This window comes from Ruegeria sp. CDSA246 (assembly GCF_059611225.1).
The window spans coordinates 39,421-59,070 of the sequence record NZ_JBXWPD010000001.1 but is presented as its reverse complement, the minus strand read 5'-3'; the positions used below and the strand labels follow the sequence as shown (position 1 = coordinate 59,070).

Below are 19,650 nucleotides of genomic sequence, written 5' to 3'. Positions count from 1 at the left end.
GATTTTGTTATGTCCGCGCAAAGCCGAAATGTGCCTGACAGCGCATGGCCATCCGGGCCCGGCATTCCATTGACGCGCGGGCCAGGTCTAGTGTCCGCATGAACCGGACATACATGACAAAATTCAACGAACTGAACCTGAACCCGAAGGTCCTCAAAGCCATTGAGGAAGCCGGATACGAAACGCCCACGCCAATTCAGGAAGGCGCGATTCCCGCTGCCCTTGAAGGTCGGGATGTTCTGGGCATTGCTCAGACCGGTACCGGCAAGACGGCCAGCTTTACGCTGCCAATGATCACCTTGCTGGCCCGTGGGCGCGCCCGTGCACGGATGCCGCGCTCGCTGGTGCTGTGCCCGACGCGGGAACTGGCCGCGCAGGTGGCTGAGAATTTCGACACGTACGCCAAACATCTAAAACTGACCAAAGCGCTGTTGATTGGCGGCGTCAGCTTTAAAGAGCAGGACGCGTTGATCGACCGGGGCGTGGACGTTCTGATCGCCACACCGGGTCGCCTGCTGGACCATTTCGAACGCGGCAAGCTGTTGTTGACCGGCGTTCAGATCATGGTTGTAGATGAAGCAGACAGAATGCTCGACATGGGATTCATCCCCGATATCGAACGCATCTTCTCGCTGACACCGTTCACGCGCCAAACCCTGTTCTTCTCGGCCACTATGGCACCCGAGATTGAACGTATCACCGACACGTTCCTGTCCGCGCCCACCCGCGTCGAGGTCGCCCGTCAGGCCACCGCGTCCGAGACCATCGAACAGGGTGTTGTCATGTTCAAAGGCGGTCGCCGCGATCGCGAAGCCAGTGCCAAGCGCAAGGTTCTGCGTGCGCTGATCGATGCCGAAGGTGAAAAATGCACCAACGCAATCATCTTCTGCAATCGCAAAACCGATGTAGATATCTGCGCGAAGTCGTTGAAAAAATACGGATATGACGCTGCAGCGATCCACGGTGATCTGGACCAATCACAGCGGATGAAAACCCTTGATGGTTTCCGCGACGGTTCCTTGCGCCTGCTGGTCGCCTCAGACGTGGCCGCGCGCGGTCTTGATGTGCCGTCGGTGAGCCATGTGTTCAATTTCGACGTTCCTGGACACCCGGAAGATTACGTTCACCGCATTGGCCGTACAGGTCGCGCCGGACGCGATGGCAAAGCAATTACAATCTGTTCAGGACGAGATGAAAAAGCCCTGGCCGCAATTGAAAAGCTGATCCAAAAAGAAATTCCCAGGCTCGACAACCCGGTTCAGTCCGAAGAACCCAAAGTCAAAGAAGAAGCGCCGAAGCCTGAACGGAAAGCCAAACCGACTGACGCCAAGAAAAGCGAAAGCAGGAAGAGCGACCGCAAGAAGGACAAAGAACCCAAAGGCCGTGGCCGCAGAGACGACAAAGGCCCTGCTGTTGTCGGCATGGGCGATCACATGCCCAGCTTCATCGCCCTCAGCTTTGACGAGCGCCGCGCAGGCTAAATCGTAAGTACCAGTGCCAGTATCGAGGCACCAAGCAAGGTCATCCCGGCGATTTCGCGCCGGGTGATTTTTTCGCGGAAAAACAAGATCGAGGCGAACAGGCTGAAGATCAGTTCAACCTGGCCCAGTGCTTTGACATAGGCCGCGTTTTGCAGCGTGAAGGCAAAAAACCAGCAGAACGAACCGCACAGGCTGGTGAGGCCGACGAAAACGCCGGTTCGACGTGTGTCCCAAACTGCGCGCAACTCAGCCCGGTCGCGCCATAACAACCACAATCCCATGCTCAGGAATTGGTACGACACGACCACAGCCAATGTGATCAGCGCCCGATACCACGGGTCAATGTCTCCCAACTCCAAAGATGCTCCGCGATAACTGACGGATGAGAAGGCGAACAGAATGCCAGAACCCAACCCAAGGCGCGATGCCCGGTTGGTGAGATGTGCCCACCAAACCCCTTCCCCGCCTGGATTTTTCGACAGCAGCAGGACGGCTATCAGTCCCAGAATTATTGCAAACAATGCGCCCGAGGACACCTGATCACCCAAGACAAGAAATCCGACGATGGCAGTCTGGATGACCTCGGTCTTCTTGAATGTAATGCCGACGGCGAAATTACGCTGTTTGAACAGGGCCACCACGCAAATGGTCGCCAATATCTGCGTTGTCCCGCCGATCACTGCAAACAGCCAGAATCTTCCGGTCAGGACTGGCAGGCTGTAACCGGTTACCTTCATTGCCACGACCAACACGAGAACGGCCAAAGGCATGGAATAGGCAAATCGGGCAAAAGTCGCACCGGCAGCCGTAAGCTTCACGGTGCTCAGCGATTTTTGCAGCATGAACCGCACGGTCTGAAATGCCGCGGCGGCGATGGTGACGGGAATCCACAAACTCATGAATTCCCTTGTGTCGGCAAATCAGCCCTTTGGCCAGAGCGGATGCGCCACCGGATCCTTCGCGCGCCAAAGGTACGAGCGGAAGATCTGGCCGTAGGACCGATAGACATAGGCCTCGTTCGTTGACTGATACCGATCTCTTCCAGCCCGATACAGAGCGGGCAATCGGTACCACGGCGCACCGGGATTCATGTGATGTACGACGTGCAGGTTGTTGTTTAGAAACAAGAAAGCCAATAGTCCGCGATCTTCAACTATGACGGTACGCGCACCCGAGTCTTCATGCGCCCTGTGTTCAAGAAACGTCCGGATCTTGACCAAACCCAACCCAATGTAAGCTGACAGAACAAAGGCCCACAGCGGCATTGGCGATTGCGCGACTATCCACAAAACCACAGCGGCTCCGATCAGGTGCAGCCCCCAGGCCAGTAATATGTCTTTGTCTCCGCGTTTAGCGCCGCGCAGCTCATCCCGAATGAAGGTGAATTGACCAATCGCCGGGCCCAGCACCATGCGTCCAAGCAGCGTGTTATTCGCTCTCAGCAGTCGCTTTTGCCAGCCTTTGAGCGTATTCCAAACCTTCGGGTCCAGATAGTTCGACTCAGGGTCGTCATACGGATCAGTCAGGGTCGAATCCCTGTGATGCGCCAGATGCAGATCGCGGAACCGGTTATATGGGATGAACAAAGTCAACGGCAGCGCCAACAATGCCTCGTTCAACCAACGGGTGCGAAAAGGATGTCCATGCAGCGCCTCATGTGTCAGCGATGAGTGCAACGCCGCGACCAATCCCATTGCGGGAATGGCCAGCCAAACCGGGAACATAAAGATCACAGCAAGCCAAGCTGCGTAGCATGCGATTATAAGGGCAAAGGTGCCCCACTCGGGACCTGGCCGCTCAGACATTTCGGCCCCATGTGATGCCTGCCCAGACGCGCTCGTAGATCACGTACATCGTCAGGCCGATGCCCGTGTTCACAATCGCCAACGTCCCGCCAACTGCAGCAGAGCCTGTCGCGATAAGACCCACCAGCGTCATCATGACCAGGCCCATCGCATTCCACACCACAGCCTTCACGACCGATCTTCGTCGCGTTTCCATTCCGTCACCCATATTATTGTTATGTTTAAGAATTACGGATCGTGGCCGAGTTGAAAATTCTGAATATGATTAACAAAACTCATCACTTATGATATAAATCACCATATGACGGATAAATTAGACAAACGAGATCGCGCTGCGCAGTTTCGCCAACGCCTTGCCCGCGCGATGGAAGAACGTGACATCAGCCAAAGCGCGCTTGCCCGGGATATCGGTGTCGACCGATCGACCATATCCCAACTTTTGACTGGCGAAGGTGCGCGCCTGCCGAACGCGCATGTCGTTGGCAGCTGCGCCACAGCGCTTGGTGTTTCGGCTGACTGGCTGCTGAGCTTATCGGATCGGCCAGAAAGCGCTGCAGAGCTACTGGCGCTTTCTCTGAGTATGACCAAGGCGCCCCGCGCGCTGGTCGATGAGCGCATCTTTGAATGGCACAAAGAGGCGGCTGGCTACAAGGTTCGCTATGTGCCCGCCACCCTGCCCGACATGTTGAAAACCCGCGCCGTGCTGGAATGGGAATACGCCCCGCATTTGGGACGCACAGCAGATCAGGCCATCGGCGCGTCGGCAGACAGGCTGACTTGGATGCGCAGTGCGCAATCAGATTATGAAATCGCCATGCCACTGTATGAGATCGACAGCTTTGCCCGCGCGACCGGATACTACGAAGGCCTGTGCCCAAAGATCAGGATGGATCAGATCGACCACTTGTTGGAGCTGAGCGACCAGCTTTATCCCCGCATGCGCATCTATCTGTTTGATGCCAAACGCCTCTATTCTGCGCCGGTCACGATTTTTGGCCCGCTGCTGTGTGTGTTCTACGCGGGCAGTCACTATATGGCCTTTCGGGACCGCGACAGAATCGAAGTTTTTTCCCGTCATTTCGATACGTTGGTGCGAGAAGCGGATGTGACGGCGCGGGACTTCCCCGATCATCTCAGGCAGCTACGATCAACGATTTCCGCCTGATAACGGCCTCATAGATGCGTAAGCGACCAAGGTGTGATATCGTCACTTGGCGCGAACTTTCGAGCGATCCGATCACAGACGGAGGACCATAGGAATGGACGCACTAAAAACCGCTCAATACGCACGGGCGCTTTATTCCGCCCACGGAGATCAGGCCGAGGCCGAGGCCGCGCAGAAGATGCGCGAATGCAAAGACGCCGGGAACATGCAGCAAGCCCGCGACTGGCAGGCAGTTCGCCAGAGCATCCGCCAGATTCGCGGACCCAATCAGGCTTAAACTTTGGGGTCGGGGTTGACGGTGTGCCCATCGACCGCAATCACCTGCCCCGACACCAACCGCGCCGCATCTGATGCAAGGAACACGGCCATATTGGCGATGTCGTGCCCTTCGACGAAGCGACCCATTGAAGTGCCCGAGGCATAACCCTCATAGACCTGATCGCGTGTCATGCCCTTGGCATCGGCCTCGCGCTGCAGGACGCCTTCCATCCGCGGACCCTCAACCGAGCCAGGGCAAATGACATTGCACCGCACTCCGTGTGCGCCCAGCTCCATCGCCAGAGTTTTGGCCAGCCCGATCATCCCCCATTTCGCCGCCGCATAGGGCGCGCGATTGGGATAACCGTATTGTCCCGCAGTCGAAGACGTTATGACCACCGCGCCGCTGCCTTGTCGTTTCAGGATTGGAGACGCGTATTTGGCGCACAAAAAGGCCCCTTCCAGGTTCACCGAAAGACACATGCGCCAATCGTCCAATGCAACGTCTTCAACCAAAGCGGTTGGTCCCGCGATTCCTGCGTTTGCGCACAGGGTATCCAAACCACCCCATTCCGCCTCGATGTCATTGAACATGGTGGCCACGGCATCCTCATCCGCGACGTTCGCCTCGGACCGCTGCCAATGGGCCGGACAATCAGACAGGGCATTCGGGTCAACATCAGCCACCCAAACCTGCGCACCGGCTGTATCAAAGGCCTCGGCCATGGCGCGGCCAACGCCCGACGCGCCAGCCGTGATCAGAACGCGCCCACTCATGCCGGTTTGCGGATCGCCGCACCCGCACCTTCCGGATAAGGCAAGCTTGCCTGAGCTTCAGCGATCCGGGCCATAGCCGCTTCGATTTCGACAGAAGGTGCGCTCGGGCGACGGGTTTCCAGACTGACATGCAGCAGGAAGCTTTCGCCTGTGGCCAAAAGCTTGTCGCCTTCATACATGGAATGGAACACGTGCAGCTTCTTGCCCTGCCCCAATAGCATCTGCGTGCGCACTTCGATCTTTGCACCTGCGTGGACTTCGTCGATATAACGGATATGGTTTTCTGCGGTGAAGTAACTGCCGCCCGAGGCGATGTAATCCGCATCACACCCCATGATCTCCATGAACCGGTCGGTCGCCGCGGCGAAGGCCTCAAGGTAACGCGCCTCGTTCATGTGACCGTTATAGTCGGTCCAGTCCAACGGCACTGCGCGCGACAAGGTCAGAATTGGCTGGCTCAGATCGGCCTGATCCATCGTCGGAAGTGCGCCCGGTTTCAGCGCCGCGTCATGCTGGTTCAGAACAGTACCGGCCCCATAGTTCTGCGCCTTGAGCGCCCGCATCATACCAACGAGGTTATTGTCGCGGATGCGCTCTAGTTCGCGGATCGAGTGCATGCCCGATTGCGCGTCAGACTGATCCGCGATCATGTCGACCAGCTCATCAGTGAATTCGGGCACATCCATCAGCTTGGTCCAAGGCCATTGCAACGCCGGGCCGAACTGCGCCATGAAGTGCCTCATCCCCGCCTCACCACCGGCTACACGATAGGTTTCGAACAGACCCATCTGTGCCCAGCGAATGCCAAAGCCCATGCGAATTGCATCGTCGATTTCTTCGGTTGTCGCGATACCGTCTTTGACCAGCCACAGCGCCTCGCGCCAGACGGCTTCGAGGAACCGGTCAGCAATATGCGCGTCGATCTCTTTTTTGACATGCAGAGGGAAGAAGCCCACCGATTTCAACAGGTCCTTCGCGCGGTCGACCATTTCGGGCGGGTTCTTGTCGGTCGGCACCAATTCGATCAGCGGCAGCAGATACACCGGGTTGAACGGGTGCGTCACAACAATCTGTTCTGGGCGCAGCGCTCCTTCCTGCAGCTCGGACGGTTTGAACCCGCTGGTTGACGACCCGATGATCGCCTCCGGATCGCAGGCACCCTGCAAGCTTTTGTAAACCTTCAGCTTCAGATCCAGCCGTTCGGGCACGCTTTCCTGAATCCAGGTGGCGCCTTGCACGGCGTCAGTCAGATCGTCGTGGAAGGTAAGTGCCCCCTCAGACGGCAAAAGCACATCACTCAACCCCGGCAGAGACCGGCGCGCATTGTCGAGCACCTCACCAATCTTGCGCTCGGCCTCCGGGTCCGGATCGAACACACGGACATCCCAACCGTTAAGCAAGAACCGCGCGGCCCACCCGCCGCCGATGACACCACCACCGATGATAGCTGCTATTTTTGTCATTAGTTTCACCAATTGTCTGGCAGTTTGATTTCTGCACCATCTATGGGCCAGCCATTCTCATCATAGCCGACGCAAAGTTTGGGGTTTGCGTTTCGGTCTGCGCGATAGTCACCTGCAATGTTCTCGCAAGTCTCGTTCAGGGCGTGAGCGCCATCAAACTCGACATCTGCCGCTTGAATCGTAGATGTCGAGCAAGCTGCCACGGTCACAAAGAGACCTGAAACCAAAACACGACTCACTTAGGCGCTCGTTTGACCAGCCCCAACTTCTCACGCACTTCCTGCGCGCCGATCACCCGCGCACCCATGTTTGAGACGATGGTGTTCGCCCGCTCAACCAACTGCCAGTTTTCGGCCAGAACGCCCTTATCCAGCCACAGGTTGTCTTCAAGCCCAACGCGCACATTACCGCCCGCCAGCACCGAAGCTGACGCGTATGCCATCTGGTTCCGTCCCAGCGCAAATGCGCTGAATGTCCAGTCATCAGGCACGTTGTTCACCATAGCCATGAAGGTATTCAGATCATCGGGTGCACCCCACGGCACGCCCATGCACAGTTGAACCAGTGCCGGGCTGTCCAGAACGCCGTCCTTCACCAGCTGCTTTGCGTACCACAAGTGACCGGTGTCAAAGGCTTCGATCTCGGGCTTCACGCCCAGATGCGTCATCATCCGGCCCATCGCCTGCAGCATACCGGGCGTGTTGGTCATGACATAGTCGGCCTCGGCAAAATTCATGGTGCCGCAATCCAGAGTACAGATTTCGGGCAGGCATTCAGCCACATGTTCGACCCGAGCCGCCGCGCCGATCATGTCCGTGCCATCTTCGTTCAGCGGCAGCGGAGATTCAGTCGGGCCAAAAATCATGTCGCCGCCCATCCCGGCGGTGAGGTTCAGCACAACGTCGACCTCGGCTTCACGAATGCGATCAGTCACCTCGCGGTACAGATCCAAACGACGGCTGGGTGCACCGGTTTCCGGATCGCGCACGTGGCAATGCACGATGGCCGCCCCGGCCTTGGCCGCGGCGATCGCACTTTCGGCGATTTGCTTTGGCGAACGCGGCACATGCGGGCTGCGATCCTGTGTTCCGCCCGAGCCGGTGACAGCGCAGGTGATGAAGACTTCGCGGTTCATTTCCAGTGGCATGGTGTTTTCCCCAACTTATACCCGGTTTTGACCTAAGTTATCCTCAGGCTTCTCCCCGGATTCCGATTTGCGTTCATCCCCGACTCTGGCGCAGCTTTATGGAAACAACTTGCCAGAATGCGAATCGAACTTGATGAAATCCGCAAAAAACATATTGCAGCCCGAACATCGCGCCCTGAAAACGGCCGTGCTGGTTCTGGATGAGTGCAACACGCTCAGCTTTGCCTCGGCCGTTGATCCGATGCGCGCCGCCAACCGTCTGGCGGACCGCCCGGCCTTTGACTGGGATTATGTGACTGCCACGGCGGAACCGGCGATGCTGACCAGTGCCCTAAATGTTCCGGGCACACCGCTGGCGCGGCTGCAGGGCTGCGACCTGATGATCGTCATCGCGGGATTCCAACTGGCCCGTCACGCCACACCCAGCCTGCTCGCCGGTCTGCGCCGCATTGCAGGCACCGGGGCCACCATGGCCGGCATTGATGGCGGCCCCTGGCTATTGGCCGAAGCCGGCCTGCTCAACGGCCACTCCGCCACTACGCACTGGGAAGACCTAAACAATTTCGCGACCCGCTTCCCCGAGGTCGATGTGCGCCCCGACCGGTTCACTGTTTCCGGCAACCGCCTGACCTCTGGTGGCGCAATCCCGGCGGTTGAGATGATGCTGCACATCATCGCCGCGCGCCACGGCGCAGGTTTTGCTGCCCGCGTGTCCGGCCTGTTCCTATACGAGGGCGCACCCGACCCGTCCAAGCCACAAAGCCGCACAGGTGCACCGCATCGCCATACCGCTCTGACAGCAAAGGCGAATTCGCTCATGGAAAGGTCTCTTGAGGACCCGCTTCCCCTGACCGACATCGCCGACACCTTGGGCACCAGCCCGCGTACTCTGCAACAACAGTTCCGTCTGCGCCTGAACACAACGCCGCAGGATCACTATCTGCAACTGCGCCTGGCCGAAGCCCGGCGCCTTGTTGCCGACACTGACATGCCATTGATGGACGTGGCACTCGCCACAGGCTTTGCCTCACAATCCAGCTTTGCCCGTGCCTTCCGCACCGCCCACGGTCTGTCGGCCAGAGACCTCCGTCAGGATCGGATCCAGCCCACACATCACTGACCGGATCCGCTTCATCTGGCTAAAAATATCCCGGGGGAGGCGCGCAAAGCGTGGCGGGGGCAGAGCCCCCTAGAACGGCATCGGATGTGCGCGATGCGCGGCACTGATATCCGCCAGGACATCATCCGCCAACACCACCTCCGTGTCCGCCAGAATATGGGCCAGCTGCGCAACCGTGGTCGCTCCGAAAATGGCAGACATCATGAACGGGCGCGTTTGGCACCATGCCAGCGCCATATGCACCGGGTCCAGTCCGTGCCGCTGCGCGATCTCCACATAAGCATCGACCGCACCAAACACACGCTCGTACTTTCGCCCGCCCATGGTCGGAACCAGATCCATGCGCGAACCCTTAGGCACCGCTCCGCCCTGATATTTGCCCGTCAGAAACCCTGCCGCCAACGGAGAAAACGCCATCAGGCCGACATCCTCGTGCACGCTTAGCTCGGCCATATCGGTATCGAAGTGGCGGCACAGCAGAGAATATTCATTCTGGACCGAAGCGACCCGGGGCGCGCCCATCTGTTCGGCCAGCCGCAGCCATTGCGCGGTGCCCCACGCGCTTTCATTCGACAGGCCGAATGCGCGGATATTGCCCTTGTCGACCTGCTGCTGCAGCGCGGTTAGGCATTCCTGCATATTCTCCAACACCTCGTCGGTGTTGTGACCGGATGGGGCATAATTCCAGTTCTGCCGGAACATGTAGCTGCCGCGATTGGGCCAGTGAAACTGATACAGATCGATGCATTCCGTTTGCAACCGACGCAGAGACCCTTCGATCGCTTCGGGAATCGTTTGCGCAGAAATTGGTGCCCCGTCGCGGGCATGGGAGAAACCTGCACCAGAATGCTTGGTCGCCAGAATATACTCCGCCCGCCGCGCGGGGTTCGCCGCGTTCCAGTTGCCCAGGATTTCTTCGGTCCGCCCCACAGTCTCTTTCAAGACCGGGTTCACCGGGTACATCTCAGCCGCGTCAACGAAATTGATCCCAGCCTCCAGCGCCATGTCGATCTGGGTATGTGCATCCGCCTCAGACGTCTGCGTGCCAAATGTCATGGTGCCAAGGCACAGATCTGTCACTTCAATACCAGTGCGCCCCAATGGGTTCTTTTTCATCTCAAAATCCTTCCGCTCGCAACGTCGCGCACCCTAAAGCAGAGAATTGTCAGAGCAAGGGTGCAGGCGATCAATTCCGGTGCAACAAGGGGTTGGGCTTATGCAAGCCTCTCTGCAAAAAGCGGAGTTAAGCCAAACGCAACGCACGGCGTTTCTGACCCCTGTGATACGGGCATCCATGCCGATTCCAGCGAATGCGCTTTCATTTCAAAGTTTTGGTCCGCCATGCGAACCAATGCTTCCGGTCACTGCGGCTGCGCCAATGTCGGCTTTAGGTTGCTCGTGGGATTCCGCTGAAATGAGAGTTCCAAACCTCTCGTCGAACCTCATCTCTGGCCTCGTATGCCGCTATTGCTTCGTCTAGATCATCTGGTTCAAGCGCACCCTCACCCCTGGCGATCCGCGTGACTTGCATCGTGTACCATGCAGTCACACCGCCTTCCGGAGGGTTTTTGAAACGCGGGAATTGCGGCTCGTCGCGTTGATCGGAAAGCCAAAATGACGGCAATTCTGGATCAACGACCAATGCGCGGGCCAATCCAACGAGATCGGCTTTGCCTTCCGCAATGGCGCTTTTGGCCTGTGCAAGCGTCTTGAAACCGCCCGTCACCATAAGGGGGATACTTGTTTTCGCACGCGCACGTTCAGCAAAATCAAGAAAATAGGCGCCGGAACCCGCACGATCTGATGATGACGCAGCACCCGGAAAATATGTGCCACCGCTGACATCAATCAGATCAATTGTTGTTTTGTCTAATGCCGCAATGACCTCAAGGGATTCATCTTCAGCAAAGCCGCCTTCAAGTTGATCTGTCGCGTTCAACTTGATGCCCACAGGGAAATCCGGGCCAACGGCATCGCGCACGGCGCTGATCACTTCCAGCAGCAGTCTCATCCGGTTTTGCAAAGAACCGCCATAGGCATCTTCGCGTTTGTTGAATAGCGGAGACAGAAACTGGTTGAGCAAGAATCCATGGGCCGCATGCAACTCAACGCCACCGAACCCAAGCCGCTTGGCAAGGTTTGCCGTGCGTGCAAATTCGGCCGGCAGCGCGCGGATCTCATCCAAGGACAGCGCGCCGCATTTCAGACCGGGCAATTCAAGTATACTCGGCCCCTTCGGCGAGCTGATCGGAGCATCCGCCATCGCACCTGCATGTCCAAGTTGCGGCCACAAATGAGCGTCGTTGGTTGCCCCTGCCTGTGCAAGTTTTCTTAGAAATGCGAAATCGGATTGATCGTTCAAAACCAAATTGCCGGGCTTCTCTGCGAAATGAGGTGTGCCTTGCACTTCGCCGATGATCGACAGGGCGAGGCCGCCAGTTGCCCAACGCTCATAGAGCTTGATTTGATCATCACTTGGATTGCCTTTGCCGTCACCAAGCGAGTCAGACATCGCCGATTTAGCAATTCGGTTTTTAAGAGTTACGCCGCAGGGAAGAATTAGCGGCTGGTGCAAGAGAGACTGGGTTATATTGGACATTTGGTTCCTCAAACTTTTGCCTTAACAATAGAAAGCAGTCATTTTTGCCTTGCACCGCATTCGGCAATTTGGGCTTCAATCCGGTCATTGAGGCATTTCTGATCGCACATCTTTGCGCGATGACCACCACGCCTTCCGGAAATCGGCTCGGGCTCTAAGCCTCAGCTTTCTTTTCCCAGTGCCCGGATTCTTCGGACCAGTATTGGGCGGAACATCCCGCACCGGTCAAAGCCTTCCACTGCCCGCGCGCGTGTTGAACGGCCTCTGCGTCATTGCCATCGAACAGGATACATACGCGGTCCAGTTTCTTGATCTCATCGGGGTCGACCGCCGCGCCATCTACCGCCATGACACAAGACGGGTCATTGGCAGCCTGCGCCTCAGTCGTCAGCAGGATCGGCTGCGCGGCATCGTGCGGACCGCCTGCGCGGCCATGTGGCAGGAACCCTTCCTCGGGCCCCTGCCACAGCTTTTCGTCCAGCCAGTCCATCCGCGCGGGATCGCTGCCTCGCACGGCAATCTTCCACCCGGCCTGCCGTGCCTTGTCCAGCAGCACCGGCAAGGTATGCTCCAACGGCTGGCGGGTCAGGTGATAGAAATAGACGGCCCCCATCGGCTTACTCGAAATTGTCCTGAACGAAACGGCTCAACGCGCGTACGCCCCAGCCGGTTGCGCCCTTCGGGGCGTAGGATGTCTCGGACGAGACCGAAGCCACACCGGCGATATCCAGGTGAATCCACGGCATGTCTTCCTTGACGAACCGCTGCAGGAACTGCGCCGCAGTGATCGAACCCGCCGGGCGTCCGCCCACGTTCTTCATATCGGCAATGCGCGACTTCAGCTGCTTGTCATAGGCTTCGCCCAACGGCATGCGCCATGCGCCTTCATCCTCGGCCCCCGCCGCCTTCAGGAAGGCATTGCAGAACGTGTCATTGTTCGAGAAGACACCCGCATTCTCATGCCCCAGTCCGATGATGACCGCTCCGGTCAGGGTGGCCAGATCGACCATTCCCACAGGCTTAAACCGCTCTTGCGCGTACCACATCACGTCGCACAGAACCAAACGGCCCTCGGCATCGGTGTTGATGATCTCGACCGTGTCGCCCTTCATGGATTTGACCACATCGCCCGGACGGGTGGCGTTGCCTGAAGGCATGTTCTCAACCAATCCGACCAGACCGACCACATTGGCCTTGGCCTTGCGTTTGGCCAGCGCGCGCATGGTGCCTGCCACTACGCCAGCGCCGCCCATGTCCATGGTCATATCTTCCATGCCACCCGCAGGTTTCAGCGAAATACCACCGGTGTCGAACACCACGCCCTTCCCGACCAATGCCAGCGGCGCGTCATCTTTGTCGCCGCCATTCCATTGCATCACCACAACCTTCGAAGGGCTGTCCGACCCCTGCCCGACGCTTAGCAGCGTACGCATGCCCAGCTCGGCCAGTTTGTCTTCTTCCAGCACTTCGACCTCAAGCCCCAGTGCCTTCATCTCGTCCAGACGGTCGGCGAATTCCGCGGTGGTCAGGATATTCGCAGGCTCATTGGTCAAATCGCGGGTCATGCGGACACCGTCGGCAACCGCGTAGAGCGGTGCAAACGCAGCCTCGATCTCATCCGCCTTCTGGTGGGTTATGATGACTGAACCGGCCTCATCAGATTCCTTAGTCTTGTGCGCATCAAAATCATAGCTGCGCAGCGCGATGCCCATGGCCAGATCCTCGGCCTTGACCTGATTGCCTGACATCACCAGCAAGTCCTTGCTGCCCGCCAGCTTGGCCAGCACAGCACCTGCCTTGCGGGCCTCGGCGGGTTCGGGGCGGCGCGGCAGAACCAGAACGTCCAGCGCCTCGGCTGCCATGCCGGATGGCCACGCCATCGAGATCACGTCACCGGTTTTCACTTTTTCGAACCGCTCGCTTTCGACCAACCGTGCCACAGCCCCGCGGGTCAGACGGTTGGCGCGGCGGGCGGCAGGGTTCATTTTGCCGTCGGACGGGATGATAATGGCCACGCGCCCTTCGGCCTGCGCCATCGCATCCATGTCGGGGTCCTGGAAACGGATCGGTACAAGACTGCTCATTGCGAACTCCTCAAAATCAGTTCCCCAAGACCTAGCCCGCGCCGCGCGGCTTGACCAGATAGCAGTTTTCCCCGGCCCGCATTTGGACTACAGTCCCGGAAAAAATCCGACAGGCTCGGGGGAGAAGGTTTTGGCAAGACAGAGCAGGCATAGGCCGTCGCGCACAATTGCGTGCAGCGGTGATTCTGGTCTGCACCCGACCAAAGGCTGTTTGTGCGTCTTTTCGGCAGGAGTTCCTTCGTGATCCTCGACCGCTACTTCGCCCGCCGATTCATTCAAAGTTTCCTGGTCATCGGCAGCATTTTCCTGACACTGATGATTCTGATCGACCTGATCGAACAGGTGCGCCGCTTTGACGATGCAAACCTGTCCTTCGGTCAGCTGTTGCAATTGACGTTGCTGAATACGCCTGCCGCGATCAGCGAAATGCTGCCGCTGCTGGTCATCCTGTCCACGATCGCGTTGTTTATCGGTCTGGCCCGCAGTTCGGAACTGGTTGTCACCCGTGCCACTGGCCGTTCAGGCATCCGCGCCCTGTTGGCCCCTGTGGTGATCGCCCTGATCATCGGCGCACTGGCGGTTGGCATGCTGAATCCCATCGCAGCCGCCACGTCGGAAGAGTACAAGCAGCTCGCCGAATCCTACAAAAACAACGGCGGATCAACGCTGTCGATCAGTGCAGATGGTCTTTGGTTGCGGCAGGGTTCGGCCAATGGCCAATCCGTGATCCACGCCCAGGACACAACTAACGGCGACAGGTTCACCCTTAATCAGGTGACAATCATTACTTTTGCCCCGGATGGCACACCGACCCAGCAGATCGTAGCCGACCAGGCGGATCTGGAGAACGGTACGTGGGTCCTGACCAATGCCAAGATCTGGGCGCTGGAAGGCGGTGCGAATCCAGAAACCCACGCCACTGAACACGCGCGGCTTGAGGTTCCCACATCGCTGACACGCCAACGGATTCTGGACACGCTTGGCGATCAGGATTCCGTATCGGTCTATGACCTGCCGGAACTGATCCGCGACCTGCGCGAAGCCGGGTTTTCGACCAAGCAATATGAGGTCTGGTTGCAGGTCCAACTGGCCCGCCCCTTGTTTCTGATGTCGATGGTTCTGATCGGTGCGGCCTTCACCATGCGCCACGTGCGATTTGGCGGCACCGGGATCGCAGTTTTAACCGCCGTCCTGCTGGGATTTGGTATCTACTTCATTCGCAACTTTGCCCAAATTCTGGGGGAAAACGGTCAATTGCCTATCTTAGTCGCGGCCTGGGCCCCGCCCTTCGCAGCCATTCTTCTGTCCCTCGGCCTTTTGCTGCATGCGGAGGACGGCTGATGCGGCTTATTGCCAGTTTGTTTCTGTCCGGTGCAGTCGCACTGACCATGCCCGTGGGCGCATTCGCGCAATCTCAACCCGCTGCTGGTGCCGCACAGGGTGCCACGCAAGAAGATCAGCCTGCCCTGCTGGTGGCCGACCGGATCTTTATCACGCCCGAGCGTAATCTGGTGGCCGAAGGGAATGTCGAAGCCTTTCAGGGCGACACCAAGGTCACGGCCACGCGCATCACTTATGACCGCGAAACCGGCAATCTGTCGCTGGAAGGCCCGGTCCGCATCGATCAGGGCGGCGAAACCACGTTGCTCGCTGATTCCGCCGAACTGGATGACGGAATCATGAACGGTCTGCTGATCGGTGCCCGCATGGTGTTCGATCAGCAGGTTCAGATCGCCTCGGTCCAGGCTGCGCGCGCTGGGGGGCGTTACACACAGTTCAGCAAGGTCTCCGCCACGTCCTGCCATGTCTGCGCCAATGGCAAACCGCCGCTATGGCAAATCCGCGCCCGCAAAGTCACGCATGACCAGTTGGAACGCCAACTGTATTTCGAAGGAGCACAGTTCCGGATACTGGATTTCCCGGTTTTCTACTTCCCCTATCTGCGCTTGCCCGACCCGACACTGGACCGCGCAACAGGATTCCTTGTCCCGTCGATTCGCACCACATCGCAGCTGGGAACCGGCGTGCAGGTGCCGTATTTCTTTAAGCTTGGCGACCACAGGGACCTGACGCTGACCCCCTATATCTCGGGAAAAACAAGAACACTGGGCTATCGCTATCGCCAGGCATTCAAACGCGGACGGATTGAGCTGAACGGTGCTTTCACCCGCGACGACCTGCAGAAGAACGAGGATCGGGGCTATCTCTTTGCCAACGGTTATTTCTTCCTGAACAACGACTTCCGCCTTTTGTTTGATGTGAAGACAACCTCGGACAACGCTTATCTCGCGGATTATGGCCTGCCCGATTTTGACCGGTTGCGCAGCGAAATCGCGCTTGAGCGGATTAAACGCGATACCGCCTTCCGCACCAGTTTCATCCATTACAAATCCCTGCGAGACAGCGAAAATGAGGAAGTGATCCCATCGCGGATCTTCGACCTGTATTTTCAGAAACGCTACTTCCCAACCTCTGTCGGCGGTGAAGTTCGCTTGGGCTTTGTGGCCCACAATCACACACGCACCAGCGATCAGGATATCGTTGGCCGCGATGTCGCGCGTGCCACGTTCGATGCGGACTGGATGCGCAGCTGGATTTTCGCATCGGGCCTCAGGGCTGATGCCCGGTTCGGGACATCGGTGGATATCTTTGACATCCGAGATGACAGCCAGTTTCCTGACCAGGTGACCCGCGCGGCCCCCCGCGCCGCACTCACACTGCGTTATCCGATGACCCGTCGGGAAAAGTCAGGCGCCACGCAGGTGCTTGAACCCATCGCGCAAGTCGGTTGGACGAACGTGACAGATCAGGACGTTCCCAATGACGAAAGCACCTTTCAGGAATTCGACCAGGGGAACCTGTTGTCCCTGTCACGCTTTCCGGCCCCGGATCGCCGCGAAGATGGCGCGACGGCGGTGTTCGGGGTCAACTGGGCGCGCTATGGCGTAAATGGCTGGCGCGCGCTTGCCACTGTCGGACAGGTCTTCCGCTCGACTGCTGACCCAAACTTCAACCTGACGTCGGGCCTACAGGGTACCGCCTCCGACGTGTTGTTGGCCGGTCAGTTGCAAACCGCCAATGGCTGGTCTTTGGCGGGTCGCGGCCTGTTGAATGGTGATTTCAGCTTTGCCAAGGCCGAGGTGCGCGCAGGCTGGAACAAGCCAAATGTCGGCCTAACCGGCAGTTATGTGTGGCAGGAAAAGGATCCGGCAGAAAATGCGAATGACGAGATATCCGAAATCTGGATGAATGGCCGCTACCTTGTTGACCAGAACTGGTTGACGCAGGCCTATGCGCGCTATGACCTCAGCGAATCCGAACCGATCCGTTATGGGCTGGGCGTTACCTACCAGAATGAGTGTGTAAAAGTTAACATGACCGTTAGCAGGCGATTTACCTCATCATCAAGTATTGAGCCTTCGACAGAATTCGGGTTTACCGTAGCCCTGACAGGTTACTCCGTTGAGGGTGGCGGCCAACAGTACAAGAGAAGATGCAGTTGATTTCAGGTTTCTCGCGATTCATTCGTTCCGGTTGGCTAAAACCGGTTGCACCGGCACTGGCTGCCGCTTTGCTGGCCCTGTCCACTGGTCACAGCCAGGCTCAGAGCCTGTTTTCACCTGCGATCAAGGTGAATCAGGACATTGTCACCTGGTACGAACTTCAGCAACGCCAGCAATTCCTGACCGTTCTGGGTGCCCCTGGCGCAACCGAGGACGAAGTCCGCGACGCGTTGATCGACGAACGACTGCGCAAGCAGGCCATGCGCGACGCAGGAATCGAGGTTGCACCAGAAGACATTCAGGTGGGCATTGATGAATTTGCAGCCCGTGGTCGCCTTTCGACCGACGAATTCCTGCAATTGCTGGGCGAAGCCGGCGTTTCCCCCGAAACCGTACGGGATTTCGTCGCTGATCAGCTTTCGTGGCGCGATTACGTCAGTTCGCGCTTTCTGTCCCAAGCCAGGCCGAGCGACGACGAGATTAACCGGGCTTTAGGACAGGCCGGGAGCGGCGGGCTTCAGGTTCTGTTGTCGGAAATAATCATTCCGGTCACTCCGCAGACCCTTGCACAAGCCGAATTGCTGGCCGAAGAGATTGCTCAGGTTGAAGGTTTCGATGCGTTTTCTTCTGCTGCCACGCAGTATTCAGCTGCTGGCACACGCGATGACGGCGGGCGTTTGGAATGGCTGAACCTGACCGACTTGCCCCCTGCCCTGCAACCTGTGATTCTGGGTCTCAAATCAGGCGACATCACGCAGCCTTTGTCGTTGCCCAATGCCATCGCCCTGTTCCAGCTGCGCGGCTTGCGCGAAGTCAGCACCAGCGCGCCGCGATACTCCAAGATCGACTACGCAATTTACAACATGGCCGGCGGTCGTAGTGCCGAAACTCTGGCCAGCGCTGCCCAGCTGCGCGAACAGATCGATACCTGCGACGACCTCTATGGCATCGCCAAGGATCAACCTGCCGCTGTACTGCAACGTGTCGAAGCCAGCCCCTCCGAGATCCCGCGCGACGTAGCGCTTGAGCTGTCCAAGCTGGACCTGAACGAAGTTTCGACGACGCTGACGGGGAACAATGGCCAGACTCTGAAGTTCCTGATGCTGTGCACACGCACATTGGACCGGGGCGAAGACACCACGCGCGTGGATGTGGCCAACGCCCTGACGCAACAGCGTCTGCAGGCCTTTGCCGAAAGTCTGGTTGAACAGCTCCGCGCCGACGCGACGATTATCGAGCAATGACCGCGCCCATCGCGCTAAGCTGTGGCGATCCTGCTGGCGTTGGACCTGAAATCGCCGCCAAGGCATGGTCTGAACTGCGCGCGAGCTGCCCGTTTTTCTATATCGGGGATGCGGCACATCTGCCCGCAGGCACGCCCACGCAGCGGATCAGCGATCCGGCGCAGGCCAATGAAATCAGCGCCAGTGCCCTGCCTGTTCTGCAATTGAGCTTTCCCGCCACAAACACAGCAGGCCAACCAGATCCGTCCAATGCGCCCAGTGTGATCGACGCCATCGAAACCGGTGTTTCTCTGGTGCAATCCGGCGCGGCGTCGGCGCTGTGCACTGCACCGATCCACAAAAAAGCCCTGATCGACGGGGCCGGGTTCGCCTATCCCGGCCATACCGAATTTCTCGCCGCTCTAGCCGGGCGCAAGCGTGTCGTTATGATGCTCGCCAGCGATCAGCTTCGCGTGGTGCCCGCAACGATCCACATCCCGCTGTCGCGCGTCCCGTCTGAGCTTACCCCCGATCTGCTGCGCGAAACCATCGCCATTACCGCTGAAGGCCTGCGCAGACAGTTTGGTATCCCCCATCCCCACATCGCCATTGCAGGCCTCAACCCGCATGCGGGCGAAGGCGGTAAAATGGGGCATGAAGAACTGGACTGGATCGCCCCTCTGATATCTGATTTGCCGGGCGATACCTGCACGGTTACCGGCCCACACCCGGCGGACACGATGTTCCACGCCGCCGCCCGCGCCCGATATGACGCCGCAATTGCCATGTATCACGATCAGGCACTGATCCCGATCAAGACACTCGACTTCGACTGTGGCGTGAACGTGACCCTCGGCCTGCCCTTCATTCGCACCTCGCCCGATCACGGCACCGCATTGGATATCGCCGGACAGGGCATAGCAAACCCCACCAGTCTGATCGAGGCACTGAAACTGGCCCAACGGATGGCACAAAGCGCTTGATCCTTCACCTGGCTGAAAATATCCCCGCCGGAGGCAAAAAAT

General features: G+C 58.4%; 19 protein-coding genes. 8 read left to right on the top strand and 11 right to left on the bottom strand.

All coding sequences use genetic code 11. From position 1 onward, the window contains the following. The first annotated feature begins 113 nt into the window (after positions 1–113). Positions 114–1,481, top strand: coding sequence for a DEAD/DEAH box helicase (locus AC2FI9_RS00295; protein WP_496764543.1), 1,368 nt, complete (start codon positions 114–116; stop codon positions 1,479–1,481). Here AC2FI9_RS00295 and AC2FI9_RS00290 read toward each other — a convergent pair. From AC2FI9_RS00290 to AC2FI9_RS00280, 3 genes are read right to left on the bottom strand one after another with little or no spacing between them, the layout of a single operon-like run. Next, entirely contained in the window at positions 1,478–2,380 is a 903-nt protein-coding gene (locus tag AC2FI9_RS00290) for an EamA family transporter (protein WP_496764541.1), read from the bottom strand. The two genes, AC2FI9_RS00295 and AC2FI9_RS00290, sit on opposite strands and share 4 nt — an antisense overlap. Positions 2,381–2,401: 21 nt before the next feature. After that, on the bottom strand, positions 2,402–3,286 hold the full coding sequence (locus tag AC2FI9_RS00285) for a fatty acid desaturase (RefSeq protein WP_496738432.1): 885 nt from the start codon (positions 3,284–3,286) through the stop codon (positions 2,402–2,404). Further along, entirely contained in the window at positions 3,279–3,482 is a 204-nt protein-coding gene (locus tag AC2FI9_RS00280) for a DUF2061 domain-containing protein (protein ID WP_058278218.1), read from the bottom strand. The genes AC2FI9_RS00285 and AC2FI9_RS00280 overlap by 8 nt, the downstream gene beginning before the upstream one ends. Before the next feature lie 105 nt (positions 3,483–3,587). Here AC2FI9_RS00280 and AC2FI9_RS00275 point away from each other — a divergent pair, with 105 nt between their 5' ends. Further along, a complete protein-coding gene (locus AC2FI9_RS00275) occupies positions 3,588–4,451 on the top strand; it encodes a helix-turn-helix domain-containing protein (protein WP_496764538.1) in 864 nt (287 codons plus the stop codon). Between the two features lie 94 nt (positions 4,452–4,545). Beyond that, positions 4,546–4,728 carry a hypothetical protein gene (locus AC2FI9_RS00270; protein ID WP_496738430.1) on the top strand — a complete coding sequence of 61 codons (183 nt, stop codon included), beginning with the start codon at positions 4,546–4,548 and terminating at the stop codon, positions 4,726–4,728. Here AC2FI9_RS00270 and AC2FI9_RS00265 read toward each other — a convergent pair. The 4 genes from AC2FI9_RS00265 to bcoG are packed head-to-tail and all read right to left on the bottom strand — an operon-like array spanning position 4,725 to position 8,096. Then, the gene (locus AC2FI9_RS00265) at positions 4,725–5,486 is read right to left on the bottom strand and encodes an SDR family oxidoreductase (RefSeq protein ID WP_496764536.1); all 762 of its coding nucleotides are present in this window, start codon (positions 5,484–5,486) and stop codon (positions 4,725–4,727) included. The genes AC2FI9_RS00270 and AC2FI9_RS00265 overlap by 4 nt on opposite strands. Next, the gene (locus AC2FI9_RS00260; RefSeq protein WP_496764534.1) at positions 5,483–6,949 is read right to left on the bottom strand and encodes a carnitine 3-dehydrogenase; all 1,467 of its coding nucleotides are present in this window, start codon (positions 6,947–6,949) and stop codon (positions 5,483–5,485) included. Before AC2FI9_RS00260 ends, AC2FI9_RS00265 begins: the two co-directional genes overlap by 4 nt. Before the next feature lie 5 nt (positions 6,950–6,954). Continuing rightward, complete coding sequence (locus AC2FI9_RS00255; protein ID WP_496764531.1) at positions 6,955–7,188, bottom strand: hypothetical protein; 234 nt, start codon at positions 7,186–7,188, stop codon at positions 6,955–6,957. Continuing rightward, a complete protein-coding gene (gene bcoG, locus AC2FI9_RS00250) occupies positions 7,185–8,096 on the bottom strand; it encodes a 3-dehydrocarnitine:acetyl-CoA trimethylamine transferase BcoG (RefSeq protein WP_496764529.1) in 912 nt (303 codons plus the stop codon). Before bcoG ends, AC2FI9_RS00255 begins: the two co-directional genes overlap by 4 nt. Positions 8,097–8,229: 133 nt before the next feature. Between bcoG and AC2FI9_RS00245 the strand changes: the two genes are divergently transcribed. Then, positions 8,230–9,216, top strand: a complete 987-nt coding sequence (locus AC2FI9_RS00245) for a GlxA family transcriptional regulator (RefSeq protein ID WP_496764525.1) — start codon at positions 8,230–8,232, stop codon at positions 9,214–9,216. A gap of 69 nt (positions 9,217–9,285) precedes the next feature. Here the strand turns inward: AC2FI9_RS00245 and AC2FI9_RS00240 are convergent, their stop codons facing one another. The 4 genes from AC2FI9_RS00240 to AC2FI9_RS00225 form a co-directional block, all read right to left on the bottom strand. Then, positions 9,286–10,332: an aldo/keto reductase gene (locus AC2FI9_RS00240; protein ID WP_496764523.1), complete on the bottom strand. Its 1,047-nt coding sequence runs from the start codon at positions 10,330–10,332 to the stop codon at positions 9,286–9,288. A 271-nt stretch (positions 10,333–10,603) separates the two neighbouring features. Then, positions 10,604–11,815 (bottom strand): NADH:flavin oxidoreductase/NADH oxidase family protein, encoded by a 1,212-nt coding sequence (locus tag AC2FI9_RS00235; RefSeq protein ID WP_496764520.1) that lies wholly within the window; start codon positions 11,813–11,815, stop codon positions 10,604–10,606. Positions 11,816–11,969: 154 nt separating this feature from the next. After that, a complete protein-coding gene (locus AC2FI9_RS00230; protein WP_496764518.1) occupies positions 11,970–12,428 on the bottom strand; it encodes a DNA polymerase III subunit chi in 459 nt (152 codons plus the stop codon). Between the two features lie 4 nt (positions 12,429–12,432). After that, entirely contained in the window at positions 12,433–13,899 is a 1,467-nt protein-coding gene (locus tag AC2FI9_RS00225; RefSeq protein WP_496764516.1) for a leucyl aminopeptidase, read from the bottom strand. A 240-nt stretch (positions 13,900–14,139) separates the two neighbouring features. On the opposite strand from AC2FI9_RS00225, the gene lptG reads away from it, so the two are divergent. From lptG to pdxA, 4 genes are read left to right on the top strand one after another with little or no spacing between them, the layout of a single operon-like run. Next, entirely contained in the window at positions 14,140–15,240 is a 1,101-nt protein-coding gene (gene lptG, locus AC2FI9_RS00220) for an LPS export ABC transporter permease LptG (protein WP_496764514.1), read from the top strand. Beyond that, on the top strand, positions 15,240–17,402 hold the full coding sequence (locus AC2FI9_RS00215; protein ID WP_496764512.1) for an LPS-assembly protein LptD: 2,163 nt from the start codon (positions 15,240–15,242) through the stop codon (positions 17,400–17,402). The genes lptG and AC2FI9_RS00215 overlap by 1 nt, the downstream gene beginning before the upstream one ends. Further along, positions 17,393–18,646 carry a peptidylprolyl isomerase gene (locus tag AC2FI9_RS00210; RefSeq protein WP_496723143.1) on the top strand — a complete coding sequence of 418 codons (1,254 nt, stop codon included), beginning with the start codon at positions 17,393–17,395 and terminating at the stop codon, positions 18,644–18,646. The genes AC2FI9_RS00215 and AC2FI9_RS00210 overlap by 10 nt, the downstream gene beginning before the upstream one ends. Further along, positions 18,643–19,608, top strand: coding sequence for a 4-hydroxythreonine-4-phosphate dehydrogenase PdxA (pdxA, locus tag AC2FI9_RS00205; protein ID WP_496764510.1), 966 nt, complete (start codon positions 18,643–18,645; stop codon positions 19,606–19,608). The genes AC2FI9_RS00210 and pdxA overlap by 4 nt, the downstream gene beginning before the upstream one ends. Positions 19,609–19,650: the final 42 nt, after the last annotated feature.